The 20,136-nt window shown below is 38.7% G+C and carries 23 protein-coding genes and 1 riboswitch; of the genes, 5 read left to right on the top strand and 18 right to left on the bottom strand.

From position 1 onward, the window contains the following. Positions 1 to 296: 296 nt before the first annotated feature. From ypeB to prsW, 3 genes are all read right to left on the bottom strand, one after another. On the bottom strand, positions 297 to 1,640 hold the full coding sequence (gene ypeB, locus IEV27_RS02355; protein WP_188375842.1) for a germination protein YpeB: 1,344 nt from the start codon (positions 1,638 to 1,640) through the stop codon (positions 297 to 299). An 11-nt stretch (positions 1,641 to 1,651) separates the two neighbouring features. Beyond that, positions 1,652 to 2,443: a spore cortex-lytic enzyme gene (sleB, locus tag IEV27_RS02350; RefSeq protein WP_188375841.1), complete on the bottom strand. Its 792-nt coding sequence runs from the start codon at positions 2,441 to 2,443 to the stop codon at positions 1,652 to 1,654. A 101-nt stretch (positions 2,444 to 2,544) separates the two neighbouring features. Further along, entirely contained in the window at positions 2,545 to 3,210 is a 666-nt protein-coding gene (gene prsW / locus IEV27_RS02345; RefSeq protein WP_188375840.1) for a glutamic-type intramembrane protease PrsW, read from the bottom strand. Positions 3,211 to 3,300: 90 nt separating this feature from the next. Between prsW and IEV27_RS02340 the strand changes: the two genes are divergently transcribed. Then, positions 3,301 to 4,272: an asparaginase gene (locus IEV27_RS02340; RefSeq protein WP_188375839.1), complete on the top strand. Its 972-nt coding sequence runs from the start codon at positions 3,301 to 3,303 to the stop codon at positions 4,270 to 4,272. A gap of 130 nt (positions 4,273 to 4,402) precedes the next feature. On the opposite strand, the gene IEV27_RS02335 is transcribed toward IEV27_RS02340, so the two are convergent. The 5 genes from IEV27_RS02335 to IEV27_RS02315 all read right to left on the bottom strand — a co-directional run bounded on the left by IEV27_RS02335 (position 4,403) and on the right by IEV27_RS02315 (position 9,554). Beyond that, positions 4,403 to 5,386, bottom strand: coding sequence for a YpdA family putative bacillithiol disulfide reductase (locus IEV27_RS02335; RefSeq protein ID WP_188375838.1), 984 nt, complete (start codon positions 5,384 to 5,386; stop codon positions 4,403 to 4,405). Between the two features lie 96 nt (positions 5,387 to 5,482). Beyond that, complete coding sequence (locus IEV27_RS02330) at positions 5,483 to 6,763, bottom strand: Glu/Leu/Phe/Val family dehydrogenase (protein WP_188375837.1); 1,281 nt, start codon at positions 6,761 to 6,763, stop codon at positions 5,483 to 5,485. 126 nt (positions 6,764 to 6,889) lie between these two features. Continuing rightward, entirely contained in the window at positions 6,890 to 7,825 is a 936-nt protein-coding gene (locus tag IEV27_RS02325; protein ID WP_188375836.1) for a D-alanine--D-alanine ligase, read from the bottom strand. A 117-nt stretch (positions 7,826 to 7,942) separates the two neighbouring features. Continuing rightward, positions 7,943 to 8,527 carry a genetic competence negative regulator gene (locus tag IEV27_RS02320; RefSeq protein ID WP_188375835.1) on the bottom strand — a complete coding sequence of 195 codons (585 nt, stop codon included), beginning with the start codon at positions 8,525 to 8,527 and terminating at the stop codon, positions 7,943 to 7,945. A 124-nt stretch (positions 8,528 to 8,651) separates the two neighbouring features. After that, positions 8,652 to 9,554, bottom strand: coding sequence for a MerR family transcriptional regulator (locus IEV27_RS02315; protein ID WP_188375834.1), 903 nt, complete (start codon positions 9,552 to 9,554; stop codon positions 8,652 to 8,654). A gap of 180 nt (positions 9,555 to 9,734) precedes the next feature. On the opposite strand from IEV27_RS02315, the gene IEV27_RS02310 reads away from it, so the two are divergent. From IEV27_RS02310 to IEV27_RS02300, 3 genes are read left to right on the top strand one after another with little or no spacing between them, the layout of a single operon-like run. Then, positions 9,735 to 9,953 (top strand): spore coat associated protein CotJA, encoded by a 219-nt coding sequence (locus tag IEV27_RS02310; protein WP_188375833.1) that lies wholly within the window; start codon positions 9,735 to 9,737, stop codon positions 9,951 to 9,953. 26 nt (positions 9,954 to 9,979) lie between these two features. Then, positions 9,980 to 10,207 (top strand): spore coat protein CotJB, encoded by a 228-nt coding sequence (locus IEV27_RS02305; protein ID WP_188376793.1) that lies wholly within the window; start codon positions 9,980 to 9,982, stop codon positions 10,205 to 10,207. A 21-nt stretch (positions 10,208 to 10,228) separates the two neighbouring features. Beyond that, on the top strand, positions 10,229 to 10,798 hold the full coding sequence (locus tag IEV27_RS02300; protein WP_188375832.1) for a manganese catalase family protein: 570 nt from the start codon (positions 10,229 to 10,231) through the stop codon (positions 10,796 to 10,798). A 30-nt stretch (positions 10,799 to 10,828) separates the two neighbouring features. Here IEV27_RS02300 and IEV27_RS02295 read toward each other — a convergent pair whose 3' ends face one another. The 4 genes from IEV27_RS02295 to IEV27_RS02280 are packed head-to-tail and all read right to left on the bottom strand — an operon-like array spanning position 10,829 to position 14,251. Continuing rightward, positions 10,829 to 11,095 (bottom strand): hypothetical protein, encoded by a 267-nt coding sequence (locus tag IEV27_RS02295; RefSeq protein ID WP_188375831.1) that lies wholly within the window; start codon positions 11,093 to 11,095, stop codon positions 10,829 to 10,831. Next, entirely contained in the window at positions 11,088 to 11,684 is a 597-nt protein-coding gene (locus tag IEV27_RS02290) for a CPBP family intramembrane glutamic endopeptidase (RefSeq protein WP_188375830.1), read from the bottom strand. Before IEV27_RS02290 ends, IEV27_RS02295 begins: the two co-directional genes overlap by 8 nt. Continuing rightward, positions 11,671 to 13,200 (bottom strand): RecQ family ATP-dependent DNA helicase, encoded by a 1,530-nt coding sequence (locus IEV27_RS02285; protein WP_188375829.1) that lies wholly within the window; start codon positions 13,198 to 13,200, stop codon positions 11,671 to 11,673. The genes IEV27_RS02290 and IEV27_RS02285 overlap by 14 nt, the downstream gene beginning before the upstream one ends. After that, positions 13,178 to 14,251, bottom strand: a complete 1,074-nt coding sequence (locus IEV27_RS02280; protein WP_188375828.1) for a YpbB family protein — start codon at positions 14,249 to 14,251, stop codon at positions 13,178 to 13,180. The genes IEV27_RS02285 and IEV27_RS02280 overlap by 23 nt, the downstream gene beginning before the upstream one ends. 117 nt (positions 14,252 to 14,368) lie before the next feature. On the opposite strand from IEV27_RS02280, the gene IEV27_RS02275 reads away from it, so the two are divergent. Next, positions 14,369 to 14,617: a ferredoxin gene (locus IEV27_RS02275; protein ID WP_188375827.1), complete on the top strand. Its 249-nt coding sequence runs from the start codon at positions 14,369 to 14,371 to the stop codon at positions 14,615 to 14,617. 34 nt (positions 14,618 to 14,651) lie between these two features. On the opposite strand, the gene IEV27_RS02270 is transcribed toward IEV27_RS02275, so the two are convergent. The 6 genes from IEV27_RS02270 to ccsB all read right to left on the bottom strand — a co-directional run bounded on the left by IEV27_RS02270 (position 14,652) and on the right by ccsB (position 20,113). After that, positions 14,652 to 14,921 (bottom strand): helix-turn-helix transcriptional regulator, encoded by a 270-nt coding sequence (locus IEV27_RS02270; RefSeq protein ID WP_188375826.1) that lies wholly within the window; start codon positions 14,919 to 14,921, stop codon positions 14,652 to 14,654. Between the two features lie 95 nt (positions 14,922 to 15,016). After that, positions 15,017 to 15,532: an ECF transporter S component gene (locus IEV27_RS02265; protein WP_188375825.1), complete on the bottom strand. Its 516-nt coding sequence runs from the start codon at positions 15,530 to 15,532 to the stop codon at positions 15,017 to 15,019. A gap of 5 nt (positions 15,533 to 15,537) precedes the next feature. Next, positions 15,538 to 15,942, bottom strand: a complete 405-nt coding sequence (locus tag IEV27_RS02260) for a DUF4430 domain-containing protein (RefSeq protein ID WP_188375824.1) — start codon at positions 15,940 to 15,942, stop codon at positions 15,538 to 15,540. Positions 15,943 to 16,118: 176 nt separating this feature from the next. Next, positions 16,119 to 16,299: riboswitch (cobalamin riboswitch) on the bottom strand. Between the two features lie 39 nt (positions 16,300 to 16,338). Then, complete coding sequence (locus IEV27_RS02255) at positions 16,339 to 18,123, bottom strand: ATP-binding protein (protein ID WP_188375823.1); 1,785 nt, start codon at positions 18,121 to 18,123, stop codon at positions 16,339 to 16,341. Further along, positions 18,123 to 18,839, bottom strand: a complete 717-nt coding sequence (locus tag IEV27_RS02250) for a response regulator transcription factor (RefSeq protein WP_188375822.1) — start codon at positions 18,837 to 18,839, stop codon at positions 18,123 to 18,125. The genes IEV27_RS02255 and IEV27_RS02250 overlap by 1 nt, the downstream gene beginning before the upstream one ends. 86 nt (positions 18,840 to 18,925) lie before the next feature. Next, positions 18,926 to 20,113 (bottom strand): c-type cytochrome biogenesis protein CcsB, encoded by a 1,188-nt coding sequence (gene ccsB, locus IEV27_RS02245; RefSeq protein WP_188375821.1) that lies wholly within the window; start codon positions 20,111 to 20,113, stop codon positions 18,926 to 18,928. Between the last annotated feature and the right edge of the window lie 23 nt (positions 20,114 to 20,136).

The raw sequence follows: 20,136 nt of genomic DNA, 5'->3' as shown, positions 1-20,136 counted from the left end.
CACACTTTTATTTCAATTATCTCAAAAAAATAATAGTAAGAAAAGCATAGAACTTTCGATTCAATAAACTTGATCGGATGTAAACTTGGTTTCACACGGTTCCCTCTTTTTGTCTAGGACAAAGGAACAGGACAAACTATAGCTTTCCGCTGGGCATGACGGAAAGGGTGTCGCTTCTATTACCCTGTACTGCACATGTACCTCTCATTTTTAAACTCTTTAACCATGAGTTAAAAATTCTTGTCGAGAAATTAAGGTTTCTCAACAAACAAAAAAAGCTGCGAAAAGCAGCTTTTTTAAGATATGTCTGTAGTAAACTTTTCCTCACTGGTGTTTAACGTCTCTACTTTTTCTTCTTCTCCATTATCGGCATTTATAAATATCCGATAGGTTTCGTCATCTTTAGTCGTTAAAAATTCATAGCATAGAACAAGCTCTTGAGCATCATTTTCTATAACTGCCAAATAATTCTCTTGAACTTCCAGATTAGGATTAATCATCTCTTTCGCTTCTTCTTCCGACAAACTAGGCTCTTGATTAATGGATTCGTTTGGACGGCTATAATACTGAAGCGCATCCAGCCCTAGCATTTCCCCATTATCTAAAGCCACTTTCACTTGGACAGTGCTTGGATAATAGCGAATATCGTCCTCCGTATACACATATCTAAAGACACCTACATTATCATATTGACTGCTTTCGATCAGTTCCATGTCTTTTAGTTCAAGTTTATCCACATATTCTTTAGCTTTATTGGAAGCTTCATTTAAACTAATCTTCGTCTCTTCTACATCTCTTGCTACCATGATGGTTAAAGGATATCCACCTTGCTTAGACATGTCCATGTATCCGTTTCTCTTATCTTTATGAAAAGAAGCAGTTACAGTCGGTATGTCAGCTCCCTTACCAGAGTCGGTAATCGTAAACTCAGAAGGTTCAACTTCGCCGAACCACTCTTGAGCAATCTGGATGGCTTTATCTTTATTAATCTTTTCCCCTTTTAAATGAGAAAGATCTTTCTCATCAGGTCTAGAAGATATACCTGTCTCCATATTCGTCTGCTGAAAACCATCCATTGACTTCTCTACCGTTTTAAACCCGTTAATAATCGTGTTATCTCCAGTTTCATCATTAGTTGCTAATGCAAGTTCTACATCCATCCACCTTAGGTTATCTTTTAAAACCATATTCTGAACTTTTCTAAGTTCATTTTTAATGTCACCCGATTGCTTATATAATTCTTCTAACCCGGCAATTTCTTCTTCAGATAAAGGTTCTTTATCTAAATCTCTAATCGCCGTATTATAAGCAAAATCACCAATATCAAATAAGAATTCTTCCGTCTTATTAAATGGAAGCAGTGTTAAAGGTAACTGTCCAACATCAGAGCTTGCTTCAGATGTAATCCTCCAAATCTCTGCCATTTGAGGAGAAAGCTGTTTCCGTGTATTCATAGCAAGAGTTGCTCCAATTTTATCATGGAGAGTATCCACATCAGAAGTTAATTCATGAAAAGCGCGCTGATAACTATTTTCTGCTTGGATAAGTATCGCATTTTTATCCTGATGCTCTTTATACGCAAACACCGCGACTCCAACAACTAAAAGTGTCAATAATGAAATCGTAATCCAGCGAAACATCACTCCACCTCCTATTTACAAAAGATATGCTTTCCAATTTGCTTAATTTGCGGCCTAGACCAAATCCAACCGGAAGTGGCTGTATTTGGGTTGAAGTAATAGGTTGCATTCCCTGAAGGGTCCCACCCATTAATCGCATCAATTACCGCTTTTTCCGCTGTATCATTTGGAGTCAGCCAAATCTGCCCATCAGCCACCGCTGTAAATGCTCTAGGTTCAAAGATGACACCTGAGATTGTATTAGGGAACGTGGCACTATCTAAACGATTTAGGATAACTGCCGCTACGGCTACCTGACCCTCGTAAGGTTCTCCGCGTGCCTCGCCATAAACAGCGTTCGCCATTAACTTAATATCGTTTTGAGAGTAACCTCCTGGTACATTCACAGCCGTTGGTTCTGAAGGTGTGCTCTGCTGTCCACCCCCGCCACCGCCTTGAGCCTGACCTTGCTTGTTGGTCTGACCGTCTCCTGAGGGTAAGTACTGTTCATAACCTTTTGAAGCTTTAACTAATTTATTTTTCATTTCTGGTCCTACTAAGCCATCGATCTCCATTCCAAATTCATATTGAAAATTTCTTACTGCCCAGTAGGTACTCCATCCAAATACACCATCTACATCTTTGCTGTAAAACCCTAGATGTTTTAACCTCGCCTGCAATTCTATAACATCTTGACCAACTGCCCCTTGCTGTATTACCTGATTTGTGAAAGCATGAATCTTACCACTATGATTCATTTCAGGCACAGGTAATATTAGAAGCGTGAACAATAAAGCAAACATTACAGTTTTCTTCCTAGCCATCTCATTTACACCCCTGACCCATCTTTTATTTATAGAGGTAGTTTTGTACAAATAGAGAACAATATACATAAGCAAATAAAAAAGCCGCCTCAAGGAGGCAGCTAATGATCAGGATCCGGAGATAAAAGATTATCATGATGCTTATTAGCAAGGTTAATTTTGCGAACGCCTATTAACCATAAAAAAATCATGAAAGGAATAATCAAATATAACCAAATAGAACTTACGATAAAGTAATCATATAAACTATGTAAGAGAACAGGAATAATTAGTGCTAAAGAAATCGAAAGTCGCGTATAACGTAATGAAAATTTTGCTTTACCCATGTAAAAACCCATTAACAATCCAAATAATGCATGAGAAGAAACAGGGAAAACAGCTCTGAGGAGAGCAATTTCTATTCCATTAGCAAATAGATAAATAATATTTTCTAATGTAGCAAAGCCTAAACTTATAGCCACTCCATAAATAATGCCGTCATAATGATGGTCAAAATCAGCGTGCCGATAGGCTACAAACAGAAAGAAAAACCATTTAAAGAACTCTTCTAATAATCCTGCTAAAATAAAAGACCTCATTATAGGCGACTGGAATATTCCTTCGCTTTCAAAAGCGTACTGAATAAACATAAGCGGGAAGACTAGAATAGCTCCTAAAATAAACATTTTTATAATTAGGGGAAGAGGTTCTAATTCAATTCGTTTACTTAAATAAATAAAAGTCATCAGTGCCACGGCCGGTGCGACAGCTGCTGTTAAAATTGCCAATTGTCATCTCCCCTTCTCTTTCCTTCCGCTGAATTTCATCGTATCATGTAAAGGTAAGAAAAGGAATATTTGAACTAGCAGGAGGTTCTTATGAAAACAATTTTAGTTATACATACCGGCGGAACAATTTCTATGAAAGAGAATAAAGAGACAGGTGAAGTAAACACAGGCGAGCAACATCCCCTCCAAGAGATCACTTCATTTTTAAGCGGAAGTACAGAAGTTGAAGATGAAATCCTATTTTATTTACCTTCCCCTCATATCCGCCCGGATCATATGTTAGAACTAGGGCAATTCATTCATGAAAAATTAGCTGTTCAACATTATGACGGAATCGTCGTCACTCATGGAACAGATACTTTAGAAGAAACGGCTTATTTTTTAGATCTATTTTTACAAACAAGAAAGCCGGTTATTGTAACGGGGGCTATGAGGTCAAGTAATGAAATTGGTTCAGATGGCCTTTACAATTTATTAAGTGCGATAAAAGTAGCAAGTTGTGATGAAGCTCAAGATAAAGGGGTACTCGTCGTCATGAATGATGAAATTCATACGTCACGTAATGTAACGAAAACATCGACAAGTAATGTAGCAACGTTCCAAAGTCCACAATATGGCCCTATTGGCATTACGACTAAAAATGACGTCTTCTTTCATCATAAATCAACAAGTCACGATTCTTACCCTATTCAGCAGCTTACAAAAAAAGTTGTACTTATTAAAGCTTACGCTGGCATGGATGGGTCTATTATTGAAGCCGCACGAGAGAGCGGCGCCAATGGAATGGTTATTGAAGCCTTGGGGCAAGGAAATCTTCCTCCAGAAACAGTGCCGGCCATTAAAGAGACCATTCAAAAAGGCCTCCCAGTCGTTCTCGTTTCCAGATGTTATCAAGGCATCGTCCAAGATACTTATAGTTACGAAGGGGGAGGACGCAATCTTAGAGAATTGGGGGTCATTTTTGCCAATGGCTTAACAGGTCCTAAAGCAAGGATTAAATTAATGGTTGCTTTAGAGATGACGAATAACCCATTAGAATTAACCCCTATGTTTGGTTATTAAGAAGAGGCTGGGACAAAACTGAATAAGGCATAAAAATAATCCGAACGATTTTATTGAAATCAGTTCGGATTATTTATGTGCCAAAAAAGGAGTTTACCATTGCTCCGTCAAAATACTTCGCTTTCCGTGGTCAATCTTCTTCTTTATCACAAATGGAGCGGGCAATCTGTGCTCCGTGGAACCGGCCATTTTCAATAAATATTTCATTATTATTATACCCTGCTGCAATAACCCCAGCGATATAAATATCATTGATATTCGTTTCCATTGTGTCCTCATCAAATGTTGGACGACCTGTCTTCTCATCCATATCCACACCCATCGAGGTTAAAAACTGGTGATTAGGACGGTAACCAGTCATCGCAAAAACGAAATCATTACTAATTCGTTTTTCTTCGCCCTTACAAGTATAAACAACTTCGTTCTCTGTAATTTCCTTTATGTGAGCACAGAATTCCATATCCACGATTTCTTTTCTCACTAAAGCCTCAAATTGAGGCAAAATCCAAGGTTTTATACTCTTTGAATATTCTTCTCCTCTGTATAACACTGTTACGTTTGCCCCTGCTTTTACAAGTTCTAACGTCGCATCAGCAGCAGAGTTTTTCCCGCCGACAACGACCACATTTTTATTAAAATATGGGTGAGCCTCTTTAAAGTAGTGCATAACTTTCTCTAATTCTTCACCTTCTACACCTAAAGGATTTGGCTGGTCATAATAGCCTGTTGCTACGATCACATACTTCGCATAGTACTGCTTATCTGCGTGATCGTTTCTTAAGGTCCTGAGATAAAACCCATTTTCTTCTTTCGTAACATTTGTTACTTGTTCAAAGGAGTGGATTCGTAACGTTTCTCTTTCAGCTACAGCACGGTAATAAGCTAGCGCTTCATTTCTGACAGGCTTTTGTCGTTCTGTAATAAACGGAATTTCCCCAATCTCTAGTTTCTCACTAGAACTGAAAAAAGTTTGATGGGTTGGGTAATGATAAATCGAATTTACGACATTCCCTTTTTCTATAAGTAAAGCATCGATACCTAATTTTTTTAATTCAATTGCTGCGCTCATCCCACAAGGGCCGGCGCCAATGATGATGACTTGTTCTTCTTGCACCTTTGTCACTCCTCTTTATTACCAACAAAACTTAGGTTTAACACGTAAAAATCTCCTACCATATAAATGATAGGAGATTTAAACTTTAGAATCAACCTATATCCATCCTCTGAATCTGGAGGCTTCAGCCATTTTACGCACGCCCACCATATAAGCGGCAAGCCTCATGTCAACTCTGCGGTTTTCAGCTGTTCTAAATACATTATCAAAGCCTTTAACAATTACTTTGTGTAATTTCTCTTCCACTTCTTCTTCCGTCCAATAATATCCTTGGTTATTTTGAACCCATTCGAAGTAAGAAACCGTAACACCGCCTGCTGATGCTAATACATCTGGCACAAGTAAGATACCCCGATCAGAAAGAATCTTTGTAGCCTCTAAAGTAGTAGGACCATTTGCTGCTTCCACTACTATATCTGCTTTTATCTTGCCTGCGTTTTCTTCAGTAATTTGGTTTTCAATCGCTGCTGGTACTAAAATATCACAATCGAGTTCTAATAACTCTTGATTTGTAATTGTATTCTTAAACAGGTTAGTAACCGTACCAAAGCTGTCTCTTCGATCAAGTAAGTAATCAATATCTAAGCCATCAGGGTCGTGTAATCCTCCATGAGCATCAGAAATGCCTACTACGTTTGCCCCTTTATCGTGCATGAACTTTGCTAAGAAGCTTCCTGCATTTCCGAACCCCTGTACAACAACACGTGCACCTTCGATTTGAATCCCTTTCTTTTTAGCCGCTTCTTCTATACAAATCGTTACCCCTTTTGCCGTTGCTGATTCACGGCCATGTGAACCACCTAACACTAAAGGTTTTCCGGTAATAAATCCTGGGTTATTGAATTCATCTATTCGACTATACTCATCCATCATCCAAGCCATAATTTGCGAATTTGTAAACACATCAGGAGCCGGTATATCTTTCGTCGGGCCTACAATCTGACTAATCGCTCTTACGTAGCCTCGACTTACCCCTTCTAACTCTCTAAAAGACATGTCTCTTGGATCACACACTATACCGCCTTTTCCGCCACCGTAAGGCAAGTCTACAATTCCTGCTTTTAAGCTCATCCAAATAGATAATGCCTTTACTTCCTTTTCAGAAACGTTCGGATGAAACCGTACGCCCCCTTTAGTAGGACCAACAGCATCATTATGCTGAGCTCTAAATCCGGTAAAGATTTTTATAGAATCGTCGTCCATTCTAACGGGAATTCTAACCGTCATCATTCTCACAGGTTCTTTCAGCAGGTCATAGACCTCATTAGGATAACCCAATTTATCCAGGGCTTTTTTCACTACTTTTTGTGTGGATTTTAAAACATCTAACTTATCATTTTGATCATTTGCATTGACGTCAGCTTTATCGGCTACCATCGATTTACCTCCTATGTGAAACCATTCGCTAAGGGTGCTCTTTCAGTCAATAGTATACACGTAACCTACCGTTATGCCTAGCTTTCTCTCTTATTTTTTTAAAAGAAATGAAAGCGATTACAAACCTTAACTTTTATTTGGTAAAGATAACGTAACAAATTGCTCAACTAAGTCATCGTAGCTCAAACCGACGACTTGAGCAGAATCAGGGAAAAGGCTCGTAGGTGTCATGCCAGGCAATGTATTTACTTCTAATATAATAGGTATATTATTCTCATTAATAATAAAATCTACTCGAGAATACACGCTGCATCCTAACAATTGATGAGCCTGAACGGCGTAATTCTGTAATTGTTCTGTCAGTTCGTCAGAAACTTTAGCAGGAACAATATGTTCACTGCCTCCAGGCTTGTATTTTGAATCGAAATCATAGTAATCACTTTTTGGAATAATTTCGATCACAGGCAATGCCGTCTCTTCTCCTTGCTTACCGACTACTGGCACTGTAACTTCCCTGCCCCCTACATATTCCTCTACCAAGATAACAGTATCGGAAGCAGCCGCAATTTCTATAGCTTTATCAATTTGGCTCTCTTCTTTCACGATCGTCAAACCTAATGTAGAACCTTCTTGATTCGGCTTAACAACAAAAGGTGTAGTAAAGCTTGCTTTGACTTCTGCAGCAATCACTGAACGGTTCTCATATCTGTTTACTTGGTAGGATTGGCTTAAAGCGGTGGGGATATCATTCGTAGCGAAGATTTGTTTTGATTTCGCTTTATCCATAGCTAAAGCAGAAGAAAGTACTCCTGACCCGACATATGGGATATCCAACATGTCTAGCAGCCCTTGAATTCTTCCATCTTCTCCAAAGCGTCCGTGCAGGCCAATAAACACTAGATCCACCTTTAAATGAATAAGTTGTTCTATTTTACTTGGATCAAAATCAATACCTATTACTTCATGGCCTTTATTTTTTAAAGCTTGAATAATTCCTTTACCTGTAGATAAAGATACTTCTCTTTCACCGGAGACTCCCCCGTATAACACTGCAACTTTCATGCATGAACACTCCATTCTTCACTCCAAAGTTTCACCTTATTTTAACACGTTCTTTAGCGGCCTTCTAATTTAATCAAACAAAAAGAACGAAAGCGTGTGCTTCGTTCTAACTTTATCTTATGATGGGGAAAAGTGTCGTTTAATAATTTGCATTGCATTCTTTTCCATGATGGGTTGACCATATTCAATTAAACGATGAGAAGTAACCGCTGAAGCTGAGGAGAATTCAGATAGTAAAGCGATAACTTGTTCGGCATCTAAGTGAAAGATAGATTCGTCGTCAAGCACCATATAATAAAGGTCATTGTAAAGATATACATCACCCTGGTGCACCTCTAAAGCATACAAGTGCAATCCCGCTTGAATAATATCTTCAAAGTCATCAAAAGCAAATATCATCTCTTTACTCTCATCTAAAGTTACTTTCATTTCAAGATAACCATCATCTTCGTCTATTTCTTCCTTAGATTTAGTCACGACTACGAGCATTCCCTGTGCCTGCAGCAAATAAACTTGAACGAGAAGCATCCCATTTAATTCAACACCCAATTCTACACCGGCGTCATACATCATATCACTAAATACCCGGTGTACCCTTGGGAGATCACTCCAAAGCTCTTCCTTTGTCAAGCCTCTGTCTAACAAATCATCAAAGGTTAAGAAGATTTTAAATTTCTCGTTAGACATTCTTTCGACTCGCATGTATACGCCCCCCTTTTTGTTAAGGATATCTGTTATCTATATCTTATGATGACCTCTCTAAATATGGCACTTTTTTTAGAATTATATCCGTGACTTCACTTAGGGGCAATCATTTCTTAATCTACTATAGACTTCTCTGAAGCCATTGTTCCCATTCGTCCTTTGTACTCCCAACAATATACGGCTGAAGCCTTTTTTTATCTAATTCAGGCAAGGTTTCATAAGCATAACCGCCCAGTCCGATTCTTAAATCTGCGTACTGCTCGTCTAATTCTTCAACCAATCGAATGGCCATAGATATATTTTTTTTCATCGTACAAGACATGAACACAAATGCTGGTTCAACTTCATCAATAACAACTTCAATATCTCCCCCGGCAATACTTTGCCCTAAGTATACGACTTCATAGCCCCGCCGCTTTAAAAACAAGGCAAAAATTAGCAACCCTAACTCATGACGTTCGTTCGGGCCACACACGAGTAAAGCCTTTGGTTGAATACTTTCGGTAGGCATCGTTAACAGCATCATTCCCATACGAGAACGCAAAAAGTTGCTAGCAAAATGTTCATGTGCACTCGTGATTTCATTATTTTCCCACATATCCCCTATTTTGACCAATAAAGGTCCTATCATATCGATGGCTACTGTTTCAGGAGTAAATAAACTAAAAGCTTCATCAAGTTTTAGTTGCGCTGCACGTTCATCGAAAGATAATAAACTTTGGAGCAATTGATCTCCAGTGGCCGTTAAATGATTCTTTTCTTCTTCTATCTGCGGAGGCTCAGAGAGGTTTTCACTGTTTTCCAATAAAGAGACAGCTTGAGATATCGTAAACCCTTTATTAACTTTTTCTATAAGCCATTTTAATGTTTGGAGATGATCGTCTGTATATAAGCGATGACCAGCCTCATTACGAGCAGGGCGGATAATTTGGTATCTACGTTCCCAAGCTCTGAGAGTTCCCGCTTGAATGCCTAGCATATTGGAAACCGCTTTAATATTATATTTCGCTTTTGGTGTTGGCATTATTTCCCCTCCACTAGAAGGTTTTACATTAATTATAGTGTTTGTTTTATCATTGTGTAAAGTTTGTATATTCTTCGTATAACATTATTTTAACACTGGCCTCGAATTAAACCTCTAACCGAATAGGACGGGTTCTTTCATCATATGGTGAAGGTATGACCGTTAAGAAAGGTGATGGATATGAACACCCCAATTAAATGGTATCACCCTTACGCTAGTACAGCCGATCCTTGCCCGCCGATAGAATGGAAGTATTATCAAACGCCTCCGAATTTATATCTTGGATTTCAACCCACTGGACTTCCGCAATATCCGCTAAAGGAAGCTCTCTATAAAGGAGTTTTGTGGCCGGTGTTATTTGATCCGTATCCGACGCCGATTCGAGGTGAAGACCGTTGAAGCCAAGTCGTGAGCAACTGCAATTAATGGAACAGATTCAACAAGTCGATTTCGCGTTAGTCGAACTCACCTTATATTTAGATACACATCCTCAAGATTATAACGCCATACAACAGTTTAATCAGTTAGCAGCACAAAGTAAACAGCTAAAATCACAGTATGAACAGCAATTTGGACCGTTAAGACAATTTGGAGAAAGCTTTTCATCGTTTCCATGGAGTTGGAACGAGTCCCCTTGGCCCTGGCAGATGTAATTTAGTAAAAGGAGGATCCTTATGTGGTATTACGAAAAAAAGTTACAATATCCGGTAAAGGTGAGTGAGTGCAATCCACGATTAGCCAAGTATCTCATCGAACAATATGGCGGTGCAGATGGTGAATTATCTGCCGCCCTTCGATACTTAAATCAAAGATATTCAATACCAGATAAAGTGATCGGGCTGCTTACCGATATAGGTACAGAAGAATTTGCCCACCTCGAAATGATCGCTGCCATGGTTTATAAGTTAACTAAGGACGCAACACCAGAGCAGCTCAAAGAAGCAGGATTAGGGGCCCATTATGCCAATCATGATCATGCATTATTTTACCATGATGCGGCAGGTAACCCTTGGACGGCAACATATATTCAAGCCAAAGGTGATCCTATTGCTGATTTATATGAGGACATTGCCGCCGAAGAAAAAGCAAGAGCAACATATCAATGGATTATCAATATGTCAGATGATCCTTGCTTAAATGACAGTTTGAAATTTCTAAGGGAAAGAGAAATTGTACATTCCCAACGTTTTAGAGAAGCAGTAGAGATATTAAAACAAGAACAAAATCGCAAGCATATCTTCTAAAACAAAGCAGCTCCCAAAACGGGAGCTGTTTTATTGTATAGATATCTCTTCAATGTAAGAAACGGGTTCTTCATTCTGCCATTTATTATTTTCTACCCAGCTGCTCCAATAAGGGTGAGTGATAACCAATAAGATTAATATAATAAAAACACTGAGTAAGCACTTGAACCATAGTAAACTAAACCTCCAGCTGGCACTAGCTTTCTTCTTCCTATGTGTTTCTGATCGAGATGGTAAACCTAAAGCAGTTTCTTCTTCTGAAACGAGTTCTGTCGTTTCAATTTCCGATTCAGTCACTTTGTCCCCTCCCATTTCGCAATGAAATCCACACGCCTAAAATAAAATCGATTAGAAAATGAGATGTGATGGTCACGAGTAAATTACCTGTTATCTCAAACATGTAACCAAGAAAATAACTAACAAATAAAACAGAAATTAATAAGACCAATTTTTTTAAATACCTAAAGTGGATGAGTGCGAATAATGTACTAGCTGTGAAATAGCCAAATGATGTCTGAATTACCCCTCTAAATAAAGCTTCTTCACAAAATGCAATAAGCAAGGTCAACCAAAAAATGTTGAGTATGCCGTGGTTTTGAAATACTTTTTGATTAATTCCCCCATCATCGTAATATCGTTCAGGAAGAAGTTTCATTAAAGTAAAATCAATAGATACTATTAAGACAGCTGGAAGTACGCCAAACAATATAACGTCCGTTATTTGTATGGAAAAGAGAGAAAACCACGTTTTAATTGGTGTTTGAAATAAAACTATACTCGCTAGAATAGCAATGAGGAATAAAATGATCTGAGTAATGATTAAATGCTTTGTAATCTCACGACTAGACAGCTGGTTAATTAAATCACTTTGACTACGTTTTGTCATAGGTAGTCTCCTGCAGAAATAATGTTCTTAGCCTGTCTTGCCAATTTTCAATTGCATCTCCTGATTCTACTCGAGCTTCTTTTATCTCGAGATCATCTATAGAAAAACCACAGTAATCACAGCACATCACCATCGGCTTTGATATTTCCTTTTGAAAAGGAGCGTACAATTGTTTTCTTCGACAGCCACTACAATGAATCCAGTTGACCATCTGCTTATACTTCCTGTTCTTATAAAGCCATCGTTCTTTTAAGCGCTGGCTTATTTTAGCACGTAAACCGGTTAAATCTATATTGCGTTGAATCGTTCGATTACTTACTACATGATGATGCTCCAAATGATATTTCAGAAAATTCCATTGTGACTCTGAAAGTTGTAAGATTTCTGCCATCTCTTCATCTACTTGCAATTCGTCTTTTTGTTCCATCCACCGAATTAAACGATCTACGTCCTCCTCTTGAGGCAATTCCTTCTCTAATAACATTTGAGGAAGTACCTGGTCACTAGGGGTGTGTAACACAAGACTGGCACATGGTTTCCCGTCTCTTCCTGCTCGGCCGATTTCTTGGATAAAAGATTCAATCTGAGTTGGAAAATGATAGTGAATGACTCTTCGAATATTCGGTTTATCTACCCCCATGCCAAAAGCACTTGTACAACAAATGACATCAAGTTCATCTTTCATAAATTGTTGTTGGACAAGTAATCGATCCATGTTTTCCATACCGCCATGATAAAAAGCAATTCGCTGATCGAGCGCAACAGTCAATTCCACTGCCACTTGTTCAGCCGCTTGACGGCTGGAAAAGTAAATCATAGTCGGCGCAGGTTTGTTCGAGACAATCGACTTAATTCTTTCCACTTTCTCTTGGTGATAGAGAACATCTTCCACCGCGAAACTCATATTTGGTTTGTCCATTCTATAAATATGAGGAACCATGTCAGGCTTATTTAACTGACGTTTGATATCATCCTGTACTTCTGGCGTAGCAGTTGCGCTTAGTGCAAGAATAACGGGATCTCCAAATTCCTTCGTCGCTTGGCTTAATTTCAAATAATCTGTTCTGAATTCATGACCCCACTGTGAGATACAGTGTGCTTCATCAATAACAAACAATTCGACATAAAGTTTCTTTAATTCTTGAGTAATGATTCGATTTTGCAGCATTTCCGGAGACAAGTAAATGAGACGATAGTTATTTAAAGATTGAAAGACTGCCTTTCTCTCTTTAGGTTCCATAAAGCTATTAAGAGCGATCACAGATTTAAAACCTTTAGCTTTTAACTGTTTAACTTGATCGACCATTAGGGAAATCAGTGGTGATACTACGATTGTGGTACCTTTTTGCAGTAAAGAAGGTAATTGAAAACAAAGTGATTTACCTACACCCGTTGGCAAAATTCCTAGTACATCTTTCCCGTCTAGGACATCTTCAATGATCTCCTGCTGTCCTTCTCTAAAACTCGAATACCCAAAATGCTGTTTTAAATGATCAAGAAGATGTGGGCTGCCCATGAGTATTCTTCTCCTTTTGTGCATAATTTGTTCTGGCTAGTACTAATCTCAGTTCGAAATAAGTATATTTTCTATTCAATGATTCGTATAAGTTTTTTAGTTTATTGGTTTTCAATGCTGCTTGCATTCGGCCAATAGTTTCTTGATTCTCTACCGAAATGAAAGGCGTAATGTCGAACGTCGGCATCACTAACGCGGCTTCCACCACATGATCTTGGATGGTGCTCATTTTTAACCTTCGCTTCTTACAAATTTCTTCAAGCTCATAGCCTCTTCTAAGCCACTCATAGGTTTGTTTGGCCGAGTCTGTGATGAGATCATTCGCCTGCAACCCTTCCATACATATAAAAAGAGCTGGAAACGAGCGTGGATTGTTTATGACCTGCTGAAACATATAAAACCATGTATGACGAATGTTCAAATCAACATTTTCCTTTAACATTTGGTACCGTAAGGCTAGCTGCTCTCTCGTTCTTCCTGTCAAATTGCCGCCCGTTAACCGGGCTGTAAACAGTTCAGCCTCTTTTTCACGTACGGTAAGTAATAATTCATATACCTCTTGAAATAGAGCTTTTACTAAATCCTTCGGACGATGCTCTTTATATTTTATTTTCACCCATTTTTGTATGTTTGCATCATCTTCAATGGGGAGAAAGGATAAGTTATTCATTTGAGTGCAAGTTACCGTTTGAATCAGTAACCGTAACCTTTTCTCAAATATAGTTACGTGGCGATGATACACCATTCCGTTAAAATAGTGTTTCTTATTAATGAATGAAGAAGCTAAGTAATTCATGCCTGCATCCTTTATTGCAGGCAGACCTTCTTCGTTTATTTCTATCCACCCCTTATTAACCATTTGATCCATCACACGGTTTACTTGTGCTTTATTCAGTTGCGGGTATACACCAAAAAAGCGGTCTATTTCATAGATTCTAGCATCTTGTAACGTTTGTGAAGAACGCTTCCCTTGAATTAAATGATAAATACCAGAAATGGAACGCTCTCCTTTTAACGATAGAATACATTTCAACAAGATTGCTTCAAACATGTGACGTCCTCTTTTCTTTATGTATTGAAATGTCTCGTTTATCAATTTACAATAAACGTATAGTATTGATCCTCTACGTCAATCTTCATGAGGTAAAACATAAAGGAGGTTCATGAATTGGCTAAATATACGATAGTAGATCAAGACACTTGTATTGCATGCGGAGCCTGTGGCGCAGCCGCTCCAGATATATTTGACTATGACGATGAAGGGTTAGCCTATGTCGTTTTAGATGAAAATAAAGGGTTGGAAGAAGTCCCAGAGTATTTGGAGGATGATATGGAAGATGCTTACGAAGGTTGTCCAACAGACTCCATCAAAATAGAAGACGAGCCCTTCAACGGTGACCCGCTAAAATTTGAGTAAATGAAAAAGTCCCTCTCTAAAGAGAGGGACTTTTTTACTGCTCCCGCTCATTGAAACCTACTTTTTTTATGACCTTTATAGGTGAATCTTCCAAGGCCGTTCTTAATATTCGGCTCTCAGAAAACAAAGCACATACAGAAACAGCTGTAGACCATCCTGCTACTAGACGCCCTTTTTCAATTTGAACGAGCGTTTTTTTCGACAAGCCGATCATATGGGACATGGTGCTTTGGGTAAAGCCTGCCTCTACTCGTACAAGTTTTAGTTTGACCGAAACTATTTTTCTTAACTCGTAGCGATCCATTCTTACCTTCCCCTTCTTAACTTCTTCCATTTTATCAGATACACATCTATTATTCTATGTATCGACACCTTCATAACTTTAAAAAAAAGCTGCCTCTAATGGGCAGCCTTTTGTGAAAGGTTTCTTTTTTGATACCGGTTAAATAAGGTACCTAGTACAGGTGATAAAAGTGCGATGAATACAGTATTAGCAATCGCGTGATTAACATCCATAGGAAGACCAGCTAAATAATATCCCCAGAAGGGCTGACCTGCCGTGTACATTGTCACAGATATCATAAAACCAAAAAATATTCCGCTTAAGAATCCGTAAACGGCTAAGCACCATAATGGAATAGAAGACCAATACTTACCTAGTAACCCGGCAATCATTCCAATAACAGACCACGAAACGATTTGCCAGATCGACCATATTCCCATTCCTAAAATAACATTCGATAAAAAAGTGGTTAAAATAGCCATAATAACAGCAGCAAAAGGACCTAGCCAAAATCCCGTCAAAATAACAATAGCTGTAACGGGCTGGATATTAGGTAAATGTCCCATTGCTATTCTTCCAGCGACTGCAAGCGCAGCCAGCATTGCGATTAACGTAATTTTATAAGTCTTCATTTACATCATTCCCATGATTGAAAATCGAAGTTAATTTCGTCCCCTTTTTCCACTTCGTATTCATTAGCTCCTACAGTAGCTTCTTCACCATTTACCGTATACATCCATGCTTTTTGTTCTCCATCTTCAGCACTTATACCTTCAATACTATTAATAAAACCTTCTTCTTGTTCAATTTCATAATTTTCTTCCATAACATCCAATAGAAGTGTACCTTCTTCCACCGAATGTTCTTCTGTAGAAATAACCTCTTCTCCCTCATCTTCTGAAACTTCCACTTCAATAGTAACTTCCTCTTGCTGATTATTCTCCTCTGAAGACTCATTACTTGTGTCTTGTTCTGACTGACATCCCGCTAACAAAGCAGCAGCTAGTAGTGAGAACAATAATGCTTGCATACTCTTCCCCATTGTCCATCTTCCTTTCTGTAATTACTGTTTCAATGCTTTAAAATTCGAGACATGTTTATGTACAACGCAAAAAGTCTGCCCCTTTCGACAAAGAGCAGACTAAAGACAAACCAAGTGGAATGAAATCAAGTAAATTCGTACCTAATGGCTGCCTCAAACGCTCAATCCCCGAAGCTTTGAAACGAGTGATTTTGGCAGGTCTACTGACTTGTGTGTCTTTCTACTAAGAAACCTTCCCGTAATAAACCTACAGTGGTTATTTCTGTTCGTCTACACTTACAGTTGCGAGGACAGCTCTGGAATTACACCAGATTCCCTTTTCAGCCTAATTCAGGCACCAACATCAAGCTATGAAGTTCTTTATCTAGACTACATGATCATTTCAAGAATAGCAATCTAATTTTCTGAATCATCCCTTTCATTAGGGATCTGCACAGTAAACGTCGTTCCCTCATTTAGTTTACTGTGGACTTGAATATTACCTTTATGAGCTTCAACAATATTCTTGGCAATAGCCAGACCTAACCCCGTACCCTTCTGTGATGATTCTCTTTTTCGGGATTTGTCCGCTTTATAAAATCGTTCAAAAATAAATGGTAAATCTTCTTCATGAATTCCATAACCTGAATCAGTCACTTGTATAAATAATTCCTCGTCTGTTTTTACATCCACTGACACGAAGCCCTCTACACTTGTATGTCGAATCGCATTATCTATTAGATTCGTTAATACTTGTTCAATACGATCAGCATCGACTCGTATCATCTGCTCATTCACTGTTAAATTAAGATCAAGCTTCACTTGCTTCTCATCAGCTAATCCTTTAAATTTACGCAAAATCTTTTCAATAAAAGGTTCAACCTCTATCTCTTCTACACGCAAGGAAATATGCCCGGCTTCCATCCTGGCTAGATCCAATAATTCATTAACTAACCTGCCTATTCTCAGCGATTCATCGTGAATAATGGCAGCCAGTTCATTTTTATCTTCTCTTGATTCAGCAATATCATCGACAATTGCTTCACTATACCCTTGTAGCATAGAAATTGGAGTTCGCAGCTCATGAGAGACATTGGCAATGAAGTCTTTTCTTAACTTATCTAATCTTCTCTCTTCTGTCATATCACGAAGAACAGCTACGGCTCCTCTAATGTGATCTTGATCATAAAGCGGTGTCATAATAATAACCCAGGAGCGGCCTTGGACCGTCACTTCTGTCATCTGTTCGTGTTCTAAATTAATTACCTCCTCAAAAAGTTTCCTCATGGGAGAAGGCAAAACTTTTCTTGATGCTTCATCATCTGTTAATTGTTCTTCATTTTCAAATGACCAAGCATTTAAATATTGGTCAGCTGGCGGATTAGAGACGAGAATGTCTCCTTGACGATTCATTGTAAGTACACCATCCGCCATTGAACGCAGAATGCCCGAAAGCTGTTCCTTTTCATGGTTAAGCGCATCAATATGGAACTTCAACTGTCGACCCATTCGATTAAACGCCATAGCCAATTCACCAATTTCATCATGAGTACGAATGGGTATTTTTGTATTAAACTCCCCTTTTGTTAACTCAAGAGCACCCTTTCGCATTTTGATGAGAGGAGAAGTAATTCTCGTTGATAGAAAAAAAGCAAAGATGGTTGTTAAAATAATCGCAATCCCGGCTCCAAGAAAGATAATTTTAGTCGTTTGCTCGGAAGTTTCTTCAATTGTATTTAGAGACTGATACACAAAAACAGCCCCTTCTTCATCCTTAAGGGGTGTACCGACGACTAATAATCCCATCTCCGAACTGCCCACATCAGCCACTTTCATTACTTCTTCACGATCGCTTACTACTGTAGCTAATTCAGCATCATCCATAAACCAATCATAACCCAATTGAGGTAAAGCAGAGTCGTTTGAATTTGACGTCATTAAATCTTCTTCACCATTCGTAATAACAATTTCACTAGATGGGTCTTTAATTAAATCTGTCATGGAGAGAATTAATTGTTCTTCCTCGTATTCAGATACCACATCAGAAACTTTGGCAGCATCTTGTAGAAGCTCCTTTTCAGCTTCGAGCACATGATAATTTTCAAAGAACTCTAGTAAAAGGACGGTTAGTATGAACAAAACAAAGCATACAAGCAGTAAAATGGTAAACCAAAGCTTGCCTACAACACTCCGCCAAAACATCAGTCCCCACTAACCTCGAATTTGTAACCTACTCCCCATACAGTCACGATCATACCGGCCGCTTTCGAAGACACCTTGCTTAATTTTTCTCTTAACCGTTTGACGTGCGTGTCGACTGTACGTAAGTCACCAAAAAATTCATACTGCCATACCTCTTTTAATAATTGTTCACGATCAAATACTTTATCAGGTGATTGTGCCATGTAATTCAATAGTTCGTATTCCTTAGGGGTTAGGGAAACTTCTGTACCATCTGCCGTTACTCTGTGAGCATCATTATCGATCGTCATATGCGGAAAAACCAATACATTTCTTGTAGCTGTATCCGTTTCAAGAAACTTCGTCGAAGAAGCTCTGCGCAAAAGCGCTTTCACGCGTAAAACGACTTCTCGCGGACTAAAAGGTTTCACAATATAATCATCTGTCCCAACTTCAAACCCTTGTACTCGATTAGCTTCTTCGCCTTTAGCCGTCAGCATAATCACAGGAGTAGCTTTCTTTTCACGAAGCTCTTTACATACTTCCACCCCGTCTTTACCAGGCATCATGATATCTAATAATATAACGTCATAATCCTCATTGAGTGCTTTACTGAGGGCTTCATGACCATCTTCTGCTTCATCAATTATATAGTTTTCTCTTTCTAAGTACATCTTTATCAGTCGACGAATACGATCTTCATCATCTACGACTAAAATTCTGGCTTCTTTATCCATTTGTTAGCCCCCTCAAATAAACTTCTTCTTTCTTATTATAATAAATGGCAGGTGGGATAAACAAATCCTACCTGCCACATAAGTTATTATGCATAAGAATGTAAACCTGAAATAATCAAATTAACCGCTAGCAGATTGAACATAATAATTGCAAAACCTCCAACGGCTAACCATGCAGACTTCATTCCCTGCCAGCCTCTTGAAAGGCGTAAATGTAAATAAGCGGCATAGAAGAAGAATGTAATTAATGCCCAAACCTCTTTAGGATCCCAGCCCCAGAAACGGTCCCATGCCTCTTGCGCCCAGATCATTGCAAAGATAAGAGCTCCTAACGTAAATACGGGGAATCCTATCGCTACGGCCCGATAACCAACTTCATCAATAATCTCAGGGTTAGCTTTTTTCAATAATGGCTGAAGTACTGAGCCAATGCGTTTTCTAAAGAGTAGTCGTAGTAAACCATATATAACTAGTCCACCTAACAGCGACCAAATCATAGTATTGAATTTAATAGATGCGTCTACACCACGCATCCATTCAGGTGATAAAAACAACGGACTCATTGCACCCTCTGTAATTAATTCTCCATCATAAGGCCCTGCAATTGCAGGCATTTCATAAGTAACTTCTACTACTTGACCTTCTATTGGAGCTTCAAATGAAGCTTCATAGTTAAAGGCGCTGAAAGTCGAAGATATAATAATAAACGCAAGCGTAGTCGCTACCATGTAAATGACAAACTCTAGCCAAAACGTTTGTTTTGTCTTTTTCGTCTGGTCTACTTGACGTATCAAGAAGATCAAACCAGCAACAAAGCTGATCGATAAAATAGCCTGTCCTAAAGCAGCTGTCGTAACGTGAATATATAACCAGTGTGACTGTAAAGATGGCACCAGCGGCGAAATCTCTGTAGGAAACATACTGGCAAACGCAATGACTAAGAGGGCGATAGGCAAAGCAATAACACCCAATATATTAATCTTATAGATGAAATACATAACGATGAACGCTAAAACGAGCATCATTCCAAAGAACGTAATGAATTCAAATAGATTACTAACAGGTGCGTGACCTGCTGCGCCCCACCTTGTGAAAAAGTAACCCAATTGAGTTAAAAAACCGATAATCGTAATTGTTATTGCGATTTTCCCTACAGTACCAGTATTGGTGTTTTTTTTATCACGAATGGTTCCCGCAAAGAAAAACGTAGCAATCAAATAGATAAAGAAAGCAGCATAAAGCAAGTTACTGCTAATGGAACTTAAATCACCCATGGCCTTTCCTCCTTATTTGTCTC

Source organism: Halobacillus andaensis (genome assembly GCF_014636475.1).
Classification (GTDB): Bacteria; Bacillota; Bacilli; order Bacillales; family Halobacillaceae; genus Halobacillus_A; species Halobacillus_A andaensis.
This window is presented reverse-complemented; position numbering and strand designations above follow the sequence as displayed.